Source organism: Aliibacillus thermotolerans (genome assembly GCF_027853235.1).
GTDB classification, from domain to species: domain Bacteria; phylum Bacillota; class Bacilli; order Bacillales; family Marinococcaceae; genus Aliibacillus; species Aliibacillus thermotolerans.
Genome location: NZ_WKJG01000039.1, coordinates 148,163 through 164,762, shown reverse-complemented (window position 1 = coordinate 164,762; position 16,600 = coordinate 148,163). Strand labels below are relative to the sequence as shown.

18 protein-coding genes are annotated in these 16,600 nt (G+C 40.2%); 3 read left to right on the top strand and 15 right to left on the bottom strand.

Annotated elements, in window-relative coordinates:
* Nucleotides 1–93: 93 nt before the first annotated feature.
* Nucleotides 94–402 (top strand): YtpI family protein, encoded by a 309-nt coding sequence (locus GJS40_RS07215; protein WP_270897210.1) that lies wholly within the window; start codon nucleotides 94–96, stop codon nucleotides 400–402.
* Between the two features lie 47 nt (nucleotides 403–449).
* On the opposite strand, the gene GJS40_RS07210 is transcribed toward GJS40_RS07215, so the two are convergent.
* From GJS40_RS07210 to GJS40_RS07195, 4 genes are all read right to left on the bottom strand, one after another.
* Nucleotides 450–1,760, bottom strand: coding sequence for a CBS domain-containing protein (locus tag GJS40_RS07210; RefSeq protein ID WP_270897209.1), 1,311 nt, complete (start codon nucleotides 1,758–1,760; stop codon nucleotides 450–452).
* A gap of 233 nt (nucleotides 1,761–1,993) precedes the next feature.
* On the bottom strand, nucleotides 1,994–2,677 hold the full coding sequence (locus GJS40_RS07205; RefSeq protein ID WP_270897208.1) for a metal-dependent hydrolase: 684 nt from the start codon (nucleotides 2,675–2,677) through the stop codon (nucleotides 1,994–1,996).
* A 98-nt stretch (nucleotides 2,678–2,775) separates the two neighbouring features.
* Entirely contained in the window at nucleotides 2,776–3,147 is a 372-nt protein-coding gene (locus GJS40_RS07200; protein WP_270897207.1) for a hypothetical protein, read from the bottom strand.
* Nucleotides 3,148–3,200: 53 nt separating this feature from the next.
* A complete protein-coding gene (locus GJS40_RS07195) occupies nucleotides 3,201–3,959 on the bottom strand; it encodes an SDR family oxidoreductase (RefSeq protein ID WP_270897206.1) in 759 nt (252 codons plus the stop codon).
* Nucleotides 3,960–4,123: 164 nt separating this feature from the next.
* Here GJS40_RS07195 and GJS40_RS07190 point away from each other — a divergent pair, with 164 nt between their 5' ends.
* A complete protein-coding gene (locus GJS40_RS07190) occupies nucleotides 4,124–4,561 on the top strand; it encodes a universal stress protein (protein WP_270897205.1) in 438 nt (145 codons plus the stop codon).
* Between the two features lie 49 nt (nucleotides 4,562–4,610).
* Here the strand turns inward: GJS40_RS07190 and GJS40_RS07185 are convergent, their stop codons facing one another.
* The 10 genes from GJS40_RS07185 to GJS40_RS07140 all read right to left on the bottom strand — a co-directional run bounded on the left by GJS40_RS07185 (nucleotide 4,611) and on the right by GJS40_RS07140 (nucleotide 14,948).
* Entirely contained in the window at nucleotides 4,611–5,609 is a 999-nt protein-coding gene (locus GJS40_RS07185; protein WP_270897204.1) for a class I SAM-dependent methyltransferase, read from the bottom strand.
* Between the two features lie 98 nt (nucleotides 5,610–5,707).
* Entirely contained in the window at nucleotides 5,708–6,133 is a 426-nt protein-coding gene (gene ytfJ / locus GJS40_RS07180) for a GerW family sporulation protein (protein WP_270897203.1), read from the bottom strand.
* Nucleotides 6,130–6,807 carry a DUF2953 domain-containing protein gene (locus GJS40_RS07175; protein ID WP_270897202.1) on the bottom strand — a complete coding sequence of 226 codons (678 nt, stop codon included), beginning with the start codon at nucleotides 6,805–6,807 and terminating at the stop codon, nucleotides 6,130–6,132. The genes ytfJ and GJS40_RS07175 overlap by 4 nt, the downstream gene beginning before the upstream one ends.
* 386 nt (nucleotides 6,808–7,193) lie before the next feature.
* Nucleotides 7,194–7,709: an RDD family protein gene (locus tag GJS40_RS07170; protein ID WP_270897201.1), complete on the bottom strand. Its 516-nt coding sequence runs from the start codon at nucleotides 7,707–7,709 to the stop codon at nucleotides 7,194–7,196.
* A 12-nt stretch (nucleotides 7,710–7,721) separates the two neighbouring features.
* Nucleotides 7,722–8,723: a signal peptide peptidase SppA gene (sppA, locus tag GJS40_RS07165; RefSeq protein WP_270897200.1), complete on the bottom strand. Its 1,002-nt coding sequence runs from the start codon at nucleotides 8,721–8,723 to the stop codon at nucleotides 7,722–7,724.
* The gene (locus tag GJS40_RS07160) at nucleotides 8,723–10,327 is read right to left on the bottom strand and encodes an amidohydrolase (RefSeq protein ID WP_270897199.1); all 1,605 of its coding nucleotides are present in this window, start codon (nucleotides 10,325–10,327) and stop codon (nucleotides 8,723–8,725) included. The genes sppA and GJS40_RS07160 overlap by 1 nt, the downstream gene beginning before the upstream one ends.
* A 25-nt stretch (nucleotides 10,328–10,352) precedes the next feature.
* On the bottom strand, nucleotides 10,353–11,558 hold the full coding sequence (thiI, locus tag GJS40_RS07155; RefSeq protein WP_270897198.1) for a tRNA uracil 4-sulfurtransferase ThiI: 1,206 nt from the start codon (nucleotides 11,556–11,558) through the stop codon (nucleotides 10,353–10,355).
* The gene (locus GJS40_RS07150) at nucleotides 11,555–12,706 is read right to left on the bottom strand and encodes a cysteine desulfurase family protein (protein ID WP_270897197.1); all 1,152 of its coding nucleotides are present in this window, start codon (nucleotides 12,704–12,706) and stop codon (nucleotides 11,555–11,557) included. Before GJS40_RS07150 ends, thiI begins: the two co-directional genes overlap by 4 nt.
* A gap of 103 nt (nucleotides 12,707–12,809) precedes the next feature.
* Nucleotides 12,810–13,190, bottom strand: a complete 381-nt coding sequence (locus GJS40_RS07145) for a hypothetical protein (protein WP_270897196.1) — start codon at nucleotides 13,188–13,190, stop codon at nucleotides 12,810–12,812.
* A 75-nt stretch (nucleotides 13,191–13,265) separates the two neighbouring features.
* Nucleotides 13,266–14,948, bottom strand: coding sequence for a septation ring formation regulator EzrA (locus GJS40_RS07140; protein ID WP_270897195.1), 1,683 nt, complete (start codon nucleotides 14,946–14,948; stop codon nucleotides 13,266–13,268).
* A 238-nt stretch (nucleotides 14,949–15,186) separates the two neighbouring features.
* On the opposite strand from GJS40_RS07140, the gene hisJ reads away from it, so the two are divergent.
* Nucleotides 15,187–15,981: a histidinol-phosphatase HisJ gene (gene hisJ, locus GJS40_RS07135; RefSeq protein WP_270897260.1), complete on the top strand. Its 795-nt coding sequence runs from the start codon at nucleotides 15,187–15,189 to the stop codon at nucleotides 15,979–15,981.
* On the opposite strand, the gene refZ is transcribed toward hisJ, so the two are convergent.
* On the bottom strand, nucleotides 15,978–16,595 hold the full coding sequence (refZ, locus tag GJS40_RS07130; RefSeq protein ID WP_270897194.1) for a forespore capture DNA-binding protein RefZ: 618 nt from the start codon (nucleotides 16,593–16,595) through the stop codon (nucleotides 15,978–15,980). The two genes, hisJ and refZ, sit on opposite strands and share 4 nt — an antisense overlap.
* Nucleotides 16,596–16,600: the final 5 nt, after the last annotated feature.

Sequence of the window (16,600 nt, the reverse complement as noted above, 5' to 3'; positions counted from 1 at the left end):
CACTCCTTGTTCGGATAGTTTGGTTTGCTAATTAGATGGGGATGAAAGTATAATAAGGACATACTTCACGTGCGATTTTAGGAGGAGAATAATATGCCGGTATTCGTCATTATTATTGTCATCGCTCTAGCGATGTATATCTTTTATAAAGTAAAAACCTTTCGAACGAAAGCACCTGCTCAAAAAAGATGGATTCAAACGAAAGCAAATATCGCCCTCGGCACATTTGTTGGCGTGTTTGGGTTAAACATACTTTTCACGCAGCGCGGCACGGTAGATATCGTGGTCGGAACAATATTTTTGTTGTTAGGAGCTGCAAACGTCCTTCTTGGTATGAAAGCATACAAACTTTATCTCCCTTATGCAGCGAAAGAAGCGGAAGAAGAAAGATTAAAAGCATAACTATTTCTGAGGGGCTTCCCGTGAAAAGGAAACCCCTTTTTCTGTCCCTATCGATCTAAAAGCTGCGCCATCAACAGGGCTTTTCCAACAATTTCACCTTCGTGATATAACTCTACATCAATTTTTCCGTGACGTCTTCCCACTTCCAACAATTTCCCTTTTAAATCCACTGTACTTTCGATCTGAACGGGTTTAATAAAATATAACGTAATATTTTCTACCACAATGTCGCCTCGTTTATATTGTTGCAACAAACGGCTACCTGTTTCTGTCACCATGGTGGCAATAACGCCATAAGAAATCATTCCTAAATGATTGGTCATTTGTGGTGTCACTTCACATTGATAGTCGTATTCACTATCATCATCCAATTCTTGAAAACCTCGTGTCACAATGTCATCTAAAGTTTCTCCGACATGAGGTTGTTTTTGGGTCATTTGTAATGCCTTCAACACGTCTTGACGGCTAATGACCCCGATTAATTGTTTGTTTTCATCGATGACTGGTAACAGCTCAATTCCTTCCCACACCATGATATGCGCCACCGATGCCACAGATGTATTTTCATTCACAGTGATTGGATTCTTCGTCATCACTTTTTCAATAGGTGTTTGTTTATGTTCTCCCAGTACGTCTTTGGCGGTAACCATTCCTTGCACGCGCATGCTACTGTCAATGACCGGATAACGACTATGGCCGGTTTTTTGATTCATTTCATTCCATTTTTCGACTGTATTTTCCACCGTTAAAAAATATGTATCCTGTAGCGGAATCAGAATATCCCCTACAAGTACAATCTCTTTTTTAATCAACTGGTCGTAGATGGCTCGGTTGATCATTGTTGCCACTGTAAAAGTGTCATAGCTCGTTGAAATCACTGGGAGCTCTAATTCATCAGCAAGACGGATTACTTCTTCATTCGTATCAAATCCTCCCGTAATTAATACCGCTGCTCCTTCTTCGAGTGCAAGTTTATGCACTTGATAACGATTTCCAACAATGAGCAAGTTTCCCGCTTCAACATAACGCATCATTGCTTCTAATTTCATGGCACCGATGACAAAACGGTTTAGCGTCTTATGCAGCCCGTTCCTACCACCAAGCACTTGACCATCCACAATATTGACAACTTCCGCATATGTCAATTTTTCAATATTTTCTTTCACTTTCTTTTCGATTCGGATTGTGCCAACGCGCTCAATCGTACTTACAAGCCCTTGGTTTTCCGCTTCTTTAATCGCTCGATAAGCAGTACCTTCACTCACTTGCAATTCTTTTGCGATTCGTCGGACCGAAATTTTTTCCCCAATGTTCAACTCTGAAATATATCTTAAAATTTGTTCATGCTTCGTTGCCATATTCTCACCTCATCTTCCCGATCACCAAACTGTTTCATCACAATTTTCCTTCTGTTATAGATAACATTATACTTCTCCCGCTTTCATCACGCAAGACATACAGTGTACAAAGATTTATTTTCTTTAATAAACCAATTATGTAAGCGTTATCTATCCGTTCCTCTATAAAATCATAAAAGAAAAAAGCTGTTTCAAAGTAAAGTGAATTCTTTGAAACAGCTTTAAAAAATGCATTATATTGTCATCGATTCTCCCGGTTTCAATGCCTTTCCTTTGATTGGAGCGATAGATCCAATAAACGCATCGCCATCCTGTTCAATAACAGGGAACGTATTATAATGAATTGGAACGACAAAGTTAGGTTGTAACCATTCTACCGCTTGCTTTGCATCTTCTGGTCCCATCGTGAAGTTGTCTCCAATCGGAACAAAAAGAACATCAATCTTATGTCGTTCCGCGATTAATTTCAAATCAGAAAATAACCCAGTATCCCCCATATGATAGAGCGTTTTTCCTTCCGCTTCAAAAAGAACACCCATTGGCATTCCTAAATATACTAATTGCTTATTCTCATCTTCTGTAAAGGAAGAACTATGGAAAGCTTGTGTAAATTTCACCCGCCCAAAATCAAAAGAATAAGCGCCTCCAATATTCATCGGGTGAGTGTTCACTCCTTGCCAGCCAAGATACGTTCCAATCTCTGCGGAACTAACGACAAGGGAATTATTCTTTTTGGCAATTTCCACCGTATCTCCAAGGTGATCATTATGTCCATGCGTTAATAAAATAGCATCCGCCTTCACATCATCTACTTGGATGTCGCATTGACTATTGCCATTAATAAAGGGATCAATCCAAATGTTTTTTCCATTTGTTTCAATGTGTATCACTGCATGTCCATGAAAAGTAATGTTCACAATAAAATCCCCCTTCATTCATTATCCAAAACTACATTTCGTTCCAAATATCCTTTTTCCTCTTTTTACGACAAATAAAACATCATTTTTTTACATTGTTATTGTTTTTTCCATAACCAAGTATAAAGTTCGGATCTCGCAGTTTGCCAGTGGATATCTAAGCGAAGTAAATCATCATAACCGTTTTCTTTTAAGACTTGCGCAAGCTCATCTTTATTTTTTTGCGGATGCAGTGCTAATGTTTCATATATCTCCATCACTTCTTTTTTCGCTCGTTCTCCATGGATGACTCGTTCATCTTGATGGTATTCAAAACTATCGGGATTGTTAAATTCCCAATGAAAAAAGCCTTGCTCCGTTTCCGCTGTCATTTTAAATAAAATAACATCGTGGAACGGTTGAGCGAGAACAGATGGTACCACAAATAAAGCAACGACAAAGACAAGTCCGCTTACTACCTTCGTTTTCATTGCTATCACCTCTCTTCTCTTAAGATGAGAGGATAGCTAACATTTTATACCTATTAACGGTGTTTATGTAACACGTCAACGCCTCCGGTTACTTCAATAATAGAGCCTGTAATCATATCAGAATTCTCTTCGCATAAAAACGCAATGGTACGCGCAATGTCTTCGCCGGTAGCCGGTCGCCCGACAGGAGTGTTTGTATCTGTAATTTCTCTCGCCTTCTCAATGCCTGCTTCTTTAAACTCGTCCGTTACAACTCCCGGACACACCATATTTGCCGTAATGCCATAAGGTGCTTCTTCCACTGAAATTGTTTTCGTTAAAGAGACAAGCCCTGATTTGGCCGCCGCATAGGCGGAGCGATAAATCCACGCAGGAGCAGTTTGTGCTCCTTGAAATCCATAGGTGACAATGCGTCCATATTGCTGTTTTCTCATAATCGGAAGTACTAATTTCAATAAGTGAAACATCGCCGTTAAATTTCCATTGATCATTTCGTTCCATTCTTCTGTCGTATAGTCAATTAATTTTTTTCTTTCAAAAATATATGGACCGGCATTATTCACTAACATATCAATTCTACCAAACTTCTCCATTGCCTTTTCAACCATCTTCTGCAATTGCTCTTGCCGGGTTACGTCCACTTGGACAAATTGTAATCGTGATTGCCATTCTTTCCATTCTCGTTTCATTCTGTCTACCGCCTGCAAATCACTGCGGTAGCTCAACGTTAATGAATATCCTTTTTCAAGCAATTTTTCTGCAACCTTTTTTCCTAACCCTTTTGTTCCTGCAGTAATAAGTGCATGTCGCATGTACGCTCCCCCTTCACCTCTCCTTTCATCATACTACGTATTTTTTCCTCTGCAAAAAAATTGAATACATCAAATGTGTATTTTTTCTGAATTGTCCCTTTATTGATTCCTTTTTATGTTATACTGAATTGGGAGTAGATTTTCTTTTTAAAGGGGGAAGGAAAATGCCAAAGTACGAAAATATTCTCGTGGCAGTAGACGGATCAGAGGAGTCCCGACTTGCCTTAACAAAAGCAATTGAACTTGCTAAAGACAATCACGCACAGCTAATTATTTCTCACATTATTGACACACGCACATTTGCAACAATTGAACAATATGATCGAACCATCGTCTCTCGTGCTGAAAATTACGGACAAGAATTACTAGAAAAATATGAACAAGAGGCGAAAAATGCAGGGGTGGAGAAAATAACCACTGTCCTTGACTTTGGCTCACCAAAGTCCAAACTTCCGAAAGATATTGCCCAAAAATACCATGTAGACTTAATCGTAACCGGAGCAACCGGATTAAATGCGGTGGAACGAGTATTAATCGGTAGTGTTTCCGAAGCGATTGCCCGCCATGCACCATGTGACGTCTTAATTGTTAGAAGTGAATAAAGCACGGAAGAAAAAAAGCAGGAGACCAAGTTACCCTGCTTTTTCTCTATTATTTAGCAAATCCTTGGTCTTTCAACCATTTATCTATTTGTTTCGTCATATCCAAAAGCGCTTCATAACGGGAAAAAGAAGGAAGCTCTGCAAGTAACGCTTGATTCGGTTGCTTTACTCCTTCTCCCTTTTTTTGTAACATCCATATACTTTTTCCGAATTGTTCAGATGTAAACATCGAAGCAGGCAACTGCAGTAATCCAAGGGTGAAGGCATGCTCTTTTATATACTTTTGGAGGCGATCGTTCCCGTCCATTTCAAACATCGTATTTGGAATAAGCAAAAGAAGAAAACCACCATCTTTGACATGTTGCAACGTTTTTTCAATCATTAAGTAGTGAACGTAACTACGATTTGTTTCCGCCTTCAGTTGAAAAGATTCGGCTACGTCATCCTTTGGGTAATATCCGATCGGCAAGTCCGAAACGACGACATCGACCGGTGGTACCGCTAATTCTTCGATGCTATCTTGATGGAATAAATCCACATGATGTTCTTGTAATTCAGAAAGAACGTAAGCGATATGTAATAGCGTTTCATCTACTTCCACACCGTAACCTACCACTGTTTGCGATAATTGATTCAACACCGCACTAAGTAAATTAGCGGAACCGACAGCAGGGTCCAGCACAGTTAAAGTATCTTTTTGAGCCGTTAATTTTTGCGCTAAATAACCAATAAAGAGCGCGACTGCGTCCGGTGTCATCGCGTGGTGCGGTTGTACTGCTTCTTTCATTCCTTTAATCACGGCAAGTTGAAAGGATTTACGGACATCTTCTTTTTGAACCTCTTTCGGTATTTCTTCTTTTAATTGCTGTTCTAATTTCTTTTTTTCTTCAAAAGGTAACGATTGTTTTATTTCTAAATCAAGTAAATTCTCCCCCGTTTCCGCCAATGCCTCTAAATACGTGATGTCCTTATGTTTTTGAATCGCTAAAGCCATTTCATCTATCCATTCGAAAAGTTTTTCCACCTTCGTTACCGGCTCCACGTTCATCTTCCTTTCATCCCCCAAAGTGTCCCTTACGAAATTATAGCAAATTATCTCCTTCTCTTAAAATAAAAAGCGACAGACACTATGTCTGCCACTTTTCTTTACTGCATCGGTGGTGGATTTCCGTATGAATTCGTTTGTGTTTGTGTTTTGTTTCCTTGTAGCATCATTTGAATTTTGTCCACGACTTGGGGAGCAAATTCCATTAATTTTTCATAAATGTGCGTGTTTTCATCTAAATGAACCATTTTCACGCCGCTGCTATTTACAACGAGAAACGCAATCGGTGTGATGGAAACCCCCCCACCACTGCCTCCACCAAAGGGGTGATCTTGTTCTTCGTCTTGTTGCGTCGTTGTAAATTCACTTCCCCCTGCCGCAAAGCCAAAACCGACTTTTGTTACCGGGAGAATGACCGATCCATCCGGCGTTTCTACTGGACTTCCGACAATCGTATTCACATCTACCATTTCTTTTAAGTTTTCCATCGCCGTTCTCATTAAACCTTCAATTGGGTGATCACTCATGATGATGCCTCCTTACTGATCTTCTGATTCCATTTTGTTTGCTTCCACAATTGCCACACATTTCCTCGTAACTGTCGCCATAGTTTATACCCTGCAATGACAGCATGCCCGAGTCGAAATGAAACCATACACGACAAGTGAAAATCAAAAATTTTTTTTTGGAAAAATGGTTGAATAGAAAAATCAGGTGAAGTGTCCATTCTCAAGAAGGTAGCAAGAACAGCGTTTGCCATATATTTTACAGACCAAAGTCCCCCTGCCATCATGCCAGTGAGAGCAGCATCCCCTGTACCAAGGGAACTGCTCCATTTCCAATGTTTGACGGTGATCTTCCGAAGAAAATTTTTCACGACCGGTCGAAAACTTTGAATATGTTTCACCCACATATGAAAGGTTTGGATTTGTGCTTTCATTTCTTTCGGCGTTTCTGTCACATCTTTTTCATTTGGTTGTCCAAATATTCCTTCTGACCTTTCATGAATGATAAGGGATGGTGTTTCTTCATCCAAACGAATCCAAGGGATGGCAATCTTCTTCCGAATGACGTACCAAACAGTTATTTTTAACTGAATGTCATATCGCTTCTTCTTTTTTTTCATGTCATATGAAATGTCAATCGGTGCAAACCAAATAGCAATCAACAACAAAATAACAGTACCTATCATCCAATACATATGTACTCAACTTCCTTTTACATTCTTTTACAAAGATATCCAATGCTCCTTTCTTTTATACATGAAAGATAAAATAACGACATCGTTGACGTGAAGTTTCTTTGTGAGGCAACATCTAAAACCCTTCTTATACTGATTCACGGTGAATGTCTCAGTTCATCGTTGTTTCATGCTACTCTCTCTGTTAAATCCAAATGTAGCTTGATCGACTTCTACGCGTTGATTTAACTTACATTTCAAGTTAGAGGTCGCTGACACGCAATACGTCTTCCCATCTGCAATGTCCGTCTTACCATATGGTGGCAAACCGACAAAAAACTCCCCTTTCAGTAGACAAATTCCACTGAAGGGGAGATCTCTCACCATATTGGAAAATGAAATGTAGCCTATTTTTCAACGTGAATGACTTCCGTATTTCCGAACATATCATGAATTCCTTGTTTATTCTGTGTGACTCCTACGATCACATACAAAACATTTGTAATCACTAAACTACGATGAATAAAGCGCCCAACCACCTCTCGAAACAGGAGATCGTTCCACGTTAAAGGAGCTCTGTCAGTACGTACTACTTTCACGCCTACAATCATCTTTCCTAGCGTTTGCTCAAACGCTTTCGTCATAAATAAAAAATATAAATATGAAGTGAGCGTACTTAATATTCCTTGCAACGTGAAAATGCCTGCAATGTATACCGGGGAACTTTCTATAAACATGAGAGGGCTAAGAAGGATCCCGTTTATGCTAAATACAATCACGAGATCAATAATATACGCCCAAAATCGAATCCAAAATCCAGCAAATTGCTCCTTTACTACATTTCGTTGCTCGTCGATCGATTCGGATTCGGTATGTGTCTCTTCGTTACGTACGACTTCTTGTTCACTGTGATAATGATCCATTTTATCCCCCTCTTACTCCGTATAAAGGTACATTGCCCGAGGTGTGTCGGCATTGGAAAGGATTTCTTTTATTCCAAGTAATTCTGTATCGCTGACAATGAGACTTTGTAAAGAAGCTCCTAAAAACTGGTTAAAACCAAATGCACCAGCACGGTACCGAACGACCGTTGGATGACTCCATCCTTGGTCTTCACTTAGTAGGTCAATGGTATCTTCCAACGTGCCTAATTCATCAACTAAATTCACTTCCTTTGCCTGTTTCCCGGAATACACGCGACCGTCTCCGAGTTCACGGACTGTTTCTTCCGACATACCACGGCCATTCACAATGACAGAAACAAAATCATCGTAAAAGTCATTTACCATTTCTTGCAGTAATTCTTTTTCTTCATCTGTCATCTCCCGATTAGCAGACAAAATATCTTTATATGGACCGCTTTTGATCGTCGTGAAATCTATGCCAATATTTTCTGCTAGTTCGGAGAAATTCATTGTTTGGATAATGACACCGATAGAACCGGTAATGGTTGCTGGATGAGCAACAATTTTATCGGCCGGTGCAGCAATATAATATCCTCCGGAAGCAGCAGTATTTCCCATTGAAACATAGATAGGCTTGCCTGTTTCCTCACGAATCGCAACAATTTTATCATGAATCTCTTCACTTTCTACGACTCCCCCACCTGGAGTGTTCACTCTCAAAATGATTCCATCGACATCTTGGCGTTCTCCGGCTCGCTCAAGCATACGCAAAAACATCCGGTGATTATACGTATCTGCCATCATAAAAGAAGAAGCATCGCCAGTATCTTGAATCACTCCTTCTACATCAATGACAACAATTTTTTCCCCACTTGTTCCTTGCTCCAACACGCGCTCTTCAATCCCATCATCGGCTGTGACGAACAATCCTTCTAAATTGGTGGACGCCAACGAGGTAATAAATTGAAATCCGATGGAAACGAAAAGCAATACTGCTGCAATCGCTAGTGCTATCCATCTTTTTGGGCTCATCAATGTCCGCTCCTCCTTTTGTGATATTGGAACTCACCATGTACAACCGTTCCGACAACTGAAACATTTGCAATATCTTCCACATTCATATTCAATATATCTTTTTCTAGAATCGTAAAGTCTGCATCATACCCTGGAGCTATTTTTCCAAATTCTTTTTCCTTACCTGCCGCTTGAGCACTGCCAACCGTATAAAGATAGACCGCTTCATACGGAGTGAGTCTTTCCCTTGGTATGTATCCTTCACCAAGTTGACCGCGATGTTTCCGTGTTACCGCTGCTTGAATACTTTGCAATGGATCTACCGCTTCAATGGGGGCATCCGATCCTCCTGCACAGAGAATATTTTCTGAAAGCAACGTCTTCCAAGCGTAAGAGTGACTGATTCGCTCATCGGCAAGGCGCTCTTTCACCCATGGGAAATCAGATAAGACAAAATGGGGTTGGATATCTAACACGACTGGAAGCCTTTTTAATCGTTCCACCAAATCCGGCGGAGTAATCTGAGCATGGATAATGCGATCCCTCTGCCCCGGTGGAGGAGGGTGTTGTTCTAATGCTTCCACTGCATGCTCAAGTGCTAAATCCCCAATGGCATGAATCGCTACCGGCATCTGTTCATTGCGAGCACATTTCACCAGCGCTTTTAATTGGTCACGGGTATAAACCGCTACGCCGGAATTTCCCGGTTGATCGGAATAATCTTCCCTTAATAATGCTGTTCTTCCCCCTAATGCTCCATCAGCAAAAATTTTTACCGCACCGAAAGATAAATATTCATTCACTTTTCCATGCCGCCATCCTTCTCGACGCATATCGGATAATATGTCATGATGCACAAGCAAATGTACACGAAAGAGACGGTTTTTTTGCCCGATCACCTCTTGAAACGTTTGAAAGGTTCTATGAAAAGATCCATAATAAGATAAATCTTCCGTATGTCCTCCTGTTAATCCCTTCTGTAACATGACAGAGACAGCTTGATCCAGTGCATCCCTTAACATGTCATCGGTGATTTTAGGTTGAACTTTTCTGACAAGCTCAAGAGCTTGATCGAGAAGATACCCTGTGGGAAGCCCATCTTTATCTCGTTCAATCATTCCTCCTTGCGGGTTCGGCGTATTCATTGTAACGTTTGCTAATTCCAACGCTTTAGAATTAGCAAGGGCAGCATGGCGACATATTCTCGTGAGAAACACAGGATGGTTTGGAGCGATGTCATCGAGTTCTTTCCGAGACAAAATTTTTCGGTCAGGAAAATTATTCTCATTCCACCCATCTCCTAATAACCATTGCCCGGGTTTTAACGTGCGTGCTTTTTCCTTCAATCGTTCTATCATTTCTAGAGCAGTCTTACAACCGGACAAATCTAAGCGCAACATCGCCTGTCCCAAACTGATCATATGTAAATGACTGTCTGTAAATCCCGGAAACATCGTGCTTCTTTCTAAGTCATAGACCGAATCATCCGAAGTTAAAAAACGTTCGATTTCTTTTTTCGTTCCAGTCGCACGCACAATCCCATTGGAAGTATACACTGCTTCGACGGTTTTTCCTTCTTCTTCCATCGTGTAAATATTCCCATTTACCCACATCGTTCCCATACCATTCGCCTTCCTTTTTATGATACTACAATAAGTCGTCCATCTCTGTATGCCTTTCGTCTTCTTTCCCTATTTCCACCGTTTCTATTCCTTGTAACGTCTCTTCTATTAGCGGTTCAAATGAAAAGCTTTGCTCCGCTTGGTTTGCTTTCTCACGACGGGGCTTTGTCACAGAATTCGGTGGTAAGAAAATCGTGCAACAATCTTCATAGGGCAAAATGGAAGTTTCATACGTACCGATTTCTTGGGAAATATCGATCACTTCTTGTTTATCCAACGAAACAAGAGGACGTAATATTGGCATATTCGTCACTTCATTAATCGTATACATGCTCTCTAACGTTTGCGAAGCAACTTGACCGAGGCTTTCTCCATTGACGATTGCTTTCATTCCTCGTTGGTGTGCGATTCTCTCTGTAATTCGCAGCATCATCCGTCTCATAATGGTCATCGCATAATTGGAAGGTACATGTTGATGAATCGTCGTTTGTAAATTCGTAAACGGAACGATGTGTAACGTAATTGGGCCGCCGAACGCAGTTAAAATATGCGTTAAATCTTCTACTTTTTTACGCGCTCGTTCATTTGTATACGGTGGCGAATGAAAATGGACCGCTTCCAGCTCTGCCCCGCGTTTCATCGCTAAATATCCTGCCACTGGACTATCAATTCCGCCGGAAAGCATAAGGGCTACTTTTCCTGCTGTCCCAACAGGAAGTCCTCCTCTTCCTTTTATTCGTCCACAAGTAATATAAGTTCCTTGTTCTCTCACTTCTACATTCACTTCTACATCCGGATGATGAACATCCACTGTAACACCTTCTGTATTCCGCAAAATGTGCGCGCCAATTTCCGGATTGAGCTCGGCCGACCGCATCGGAAAAGCTTTATAAGAACGACGCGAACTTACTTTAAAAGTACGTTTTTCTCCTTCATGTTGTAGAAATGCTTCCAATGCAGCATCTTTAATCGCTTCCATCTGGTTCGGAGCGACCATCGCCAAACTAAAAGAAGAGATACCAAACACCTTTTGTAATTTTTCACTTACTTTCGTTGCATCTGCTCCGTTCAACTGCACGATAATCCGACCGTACGTTCTTTTCACACGACAAGACGGATGATCTTTCAACGCAAATCGAATATTCGTTTGTAATCTTTGCTCAAATTGTGTTCGATTCTTTCCTTTTAATGCAAGTTCCCCAAAGCGAACTAAAATATGGTCGTACGTCATTTCGCTACCCCCATCACTTTTCTCATTTCAGGGATGATCATCCGTAATTGTGTGATCAATTCCTCCACTTCCGCTTCCGTGGTATCTACTGAAAAGCTAATTCTTATTGCACTTTCTGCACGTTCTTTTCCTAAACCGCACGCTTCAATGACTGCGCTTGGTTGGTTCTCTTTCGAAGAGCAGGCTGATTTTGTGGACACATGGATTCCTTTTTTCGTTAATGCTTGAATAATCACTTCCGGTTTTAAGGTCGGAAAAGAAACATTGACAATGTGCGGGGCGCTATCTTTCACCGGTGTGTTTATTACGGCGCCCTCCAGTGTTTGCAACGCCTCTAATAATCGCTTTTTTCCTGTGAGTATCTTTTCTTTTGTCTCACGTTGCCGTTCTCTCGTGATACGAAGCGCCTTGGCTAAAGCAACCATCCCCGGCACATTTTCCGTTCCAGAACGTACGCCAAATTCTTGTCCTCCCCCGTGAAACAGAGGAGACAACCGTATGCCTTTTCTTTTCACTAAGACACCTGTACCTTTTAGACCGTGAAATTTATGTCCAGAAATGGTACATAAATCGACACCAATGTCACGAAAGGAAAATGGGACATGAGTCACTCCTTGCACATGATCCGTATGGAAAAATAATTTCGGATATTTTTTTAAACGACGACTGATCTCCTCAATCGGTTGAATTGTTCCCATTTCATTATTCACATGGACGATAGAAACCAACGTCGTGTCTTCTCGAACAGCCTCTTCCACGTGACGAGGGTTCACTCGTCCTTCTTGATCAACAGGAACGTAGGTGACTTCAAAACCGAGCGTTTCCAAATATCGAAATGCTTCCAGCACAGAGGGATGCTCCACCGTAGATGTAATGAGATGTTTTCCTCGCGTTTGATACGCAAAAGCAATTCCTTTAATTGCCAAGTTATTTCCTTCTGTACCGCCGGATGTGAAAATAATTTCCTCCGTATGTGCGCCAAGTAATTTTGCGACCGCTTGCCGTGCTTTTTGAAAAAGCGTATCTGCCTCCGTCCCTAAACGATGTAGAGAAGAAGGGTTACCAAAATACGTTTGTGTTGCTTTTTGATACGCTTCTAGTACTTCTGGCCATGGTTTCGTTGTTGCACTATTATCTAAATAAATCATCTTACTTTCTCCTTATGATCCTTCTCACTTGCAACAATATATGATAACATAATTAAAAGACGGAAAAAAGCTGTACCTCTGTCATATAGAGGTACAGCTTATCTTATGATCCCTCAATTAATTCTAACAATGTATCAATGGAAATGGTTCCTTCTTCGGTCGATAAATAAATCGCTTGAGAAGGTGTCACGGTTTGTTCTTTTCTTTCCAAAGGCTCTTCTTCAGCTTCTTCTTTGCGACCATCGACCAATTGATCATTTTTGTCTTCAGCCGTTTGTTCTTTATCCGTCGCAACGTCCCGTTCATCTAGTTCGAGAGGTTCATAGCCTAAAGCATTATCTAAATCCATCGCTAATTGTTCTCTCGTCCCCTCATCCATTTTCTCAACTGTTTCTTTATCATCCATATAAATAGTGATTGTTACAATACTTAACAATGCGAAACATAATACGCCAATAATAGATATGAAGTGAATAGGCTTCACCGAAAACCCCCCTCTTTCGACAAGACCATTATAACATAGCTGTCGAAAAAAGAGACGTTTTTCCTATTTTTTCTATCATTGGCTTTTTATTTTTTCCAATACGTCCGGAACTTGATCTTCCATTGCTTCTTTTGCAATGGTCACCGCTTCGTCATAATAGCCGTTGCGAAAGTGTTCTTCTGCTTCCGAGAGAGCTTGATCGATGCGTTTTGACGTTCTTCTATATTTATTTCCATATTGGATGGCTCGTTCTGCTAAGGCTGCTTGTTCCATTGTCGTCCGTAACTCTTGTTTTACTTTGTTTACATGATGAGATGCATCTTCGACAATGTTTGTCACTCTGCCAATTTCCACGGGTACTTGCTGCAATACATTTTGCAATGCGTCGATTTTTTCTTCTGCCATATCAATTTCTTTGACGAGGGAAGCCGGGATTTTCGGTAAATAGGACTTTTCTAATTTCATTTGTTCTTCTAATATTTGACGTCTCAATTCTTTTAATGCTTCCACTGCTTTTACTTCGTCTTTTCTTAATGCATATAGTTTCTCTTTCGATTGGTCCATTTCTTTTTCCAAACGACGAATCTCTTTTTGCAAGTCTTTCAAGTTATTTTCTAACGCAGAAAAAGTAATTTTTCTCTTTTCGAACGCATCTTGGACCACTCTCCAACTTTTCGTCGAATTCTCTAAATCTTCGTTTAGTCGGATATATCTTTCTTCTTCTTCCGGAGGGATGCGATAACTCATTTTTACTTTTTGTTGTTCTTCTTCCAAATAAGAAAGCTTTTCGTCAAGCTCATTCAATTGCTGTTCTGTCGGTGCTAATTGTCTTTCAACGTATTGTCTTGCTTCGACTTCTTTTTCCAGCACCTCGTATACTTTATTTAAATATTCATGCATTTCCTTCGTTCGTTCTTGCACTTTTTCTAACTGTAACTGTGCCACTTCCTTTTTTAAAGAAGGCAATTCTGTCATAAATTGTTTGATTGTTTTGCGAAAATCAAATTCTTCCATCACATAGCCTTGTTGTTCCATTTCTTTGATCCCATTTAATACTTCCCGGCACTCTTCCGGTAAATCCGTTTCAATATCAATAAGAAGAGGGGGTACTACATCCATCTTTTCTTTTTCCTCTACGATTTTTTCCTCTAATTCATCAACGATCTCTTTTGCTTTCATGTAGTTTCCATCGTTTGTCTCTTCTTCAAACCGTTCGAAGAGTGGTTGCCATTCTTGTAATCTTTTTTCAAATACCGGAGCTGCGGGACCGAGGGAACCCCAATTTTGAGAGATAAATAGTTTCATGGACTCATAAGACTCTTTTAATGTTGTAATTTTCGTGCGGTTGTCTTCTTCGCTATGTACTAATTCATTCACCTCAGAAAAGATGGTGTGGATATGACGTTCCATCTCTGCTAACGTTTGTTCCACCTTTTCAATATGTTCTTTCGCTTGTCGAAAGCGATATTTATCTGCCCATTCATCGATTTCAAATAACGTGTCTTCTAATTTTGGAATTTGAATGCCGACAATATCATCCCACTCTTGACGCCATCGCTCAAATTTTTCTTCCGTTTCGCCGGACATGATTAAACCTTTTACTTTCCCAATTTCTTCAGCTACCGGGGTGTTTGCAATCTCTACTTTCCTCTGTTCTAGTTCATCGACTTTGGCATACACTTTTTTTCTTCGGATGGATCCATACAAAATAATGCCAGCAAGTACAACTGCCAATGCGACCACTATATATATTGTCATGAGTGTTCACTCCAATTTTCGTAACCATTATGCATTTTTCAAGTCTATTATTCTATATTACGTGTTACATTCTTTCTTTTCTATCAAAATTCCTTCTTCATTGTCATATTCTTTCGTTTCTATCTTTTTCTCAGAGATCTTGTCCCTTTTTATGATAACATGTAATTGTATAAGATGTGAAAATAGATCTGTATATTGTAGCATTTTGTTGAAAAAGGAGAGGGAACGATTGGAGATCATTAGAGACGGGCACATCCACACACCATTTTGCCCACACGGTTCCAAGGATACGTTAAAACAATATGTTGAGCGGGCAATCGAACTCGGTCTAGAAACGATCAGTTTTACGGAACACGCTCCTTTGCCGAAAGGATTTACCGATCCGGTTCCTGAACAAGATAGCGCATTGCCTTATGATCAGTGGAAAGAGTATATCCACGCAATAAAAAAATACCAACAAGCATATCAAAAGGATATCCGTATTTTAGTGGGGTTTGAAGTGGACTACATTGAAGGTTTTGAACAGGAAACGACGGAATTATTAAATGAAATAGGTCCCTTTCTTGATGATAGTATTTTATCCGTCCATTTTCTACGGGTACAGGACAAGTATACGTGTGTTGATTATCAGCCGGAAAGTGTAAAAACGTTAATCGAACAAACCGGTTCGCTCGAACAAGTGATTGATCTTTATTTTGATACCGTCCTTCGTTCCATTACAGCTGATTTAGGTCCTTATAAACCGAAACGGATCGGACATATGACATTGATTCGCAAATTTCATCGTTTATATCCAAACATGTCCATGGAACAAGTGTTTCAACGATCTCTTGACGTTTTAGATGCCGTAAAAGAGGAGCAATTGGAGTTAGATTATAATGGAGCGGGAACGAAAAAACCTCACTGTCAAGAAACATATCCCCCGCCAGCCATCGTAAAAGAGGCAAAAAAAAGAGGCATACCGCTCGTATATGGATCCGATGCCCATGCTGTGAAAGGATTGTTACAAGGAAAAGAGCAACTTATTTTTTAAGAAGGAAGTAACGTTTTCATCAGCCACATGTACAATTCTTTTTGGTAAGCAACTACAAAATGCGAATGGTGAGGATGTAGTTGGAATACTTCCCTTACGTACTGATGATGTAAAAAAGGCATCGTGATGATACCGCGTATTTGCATAATCGTCCAGTTCATAGGCAAAGGCGGGAAAGTTCCTTCATCGATGCCTTGTTTTAAAATAGTTTCATAAATATGTTTCTCTTTCATTAAATACGTACTCGTAATTTCTCGTACTAAAGTGGAATCTAACGTCATTTCTCGAAGAACAAAACGTGCTCGCAAATGATGTTGTTGCATAAACGTCAAACTAGTGGACACAATATCCATCAATTTTTCAAACGCATCCGCATGATTTTTCTGCTGGACGCTTTCTAATTCTTTTAAATATCCTTCTAAAAAATCAACCATCAATGCTTCTAATAAACCTTTTTTCCCACCAAAATAGTAAGAAATGAGCGAGATATTCACACCGCTTTTCATCGCGATATCTCGAACAGAAGTGCCGGTATATCCTTTATTCGTAAATAAAATTGTCGCTTGGTCCATGATAATCTCTTTTGTAGGGCGATTTTCTTTCACTTCTAGCATGAGAT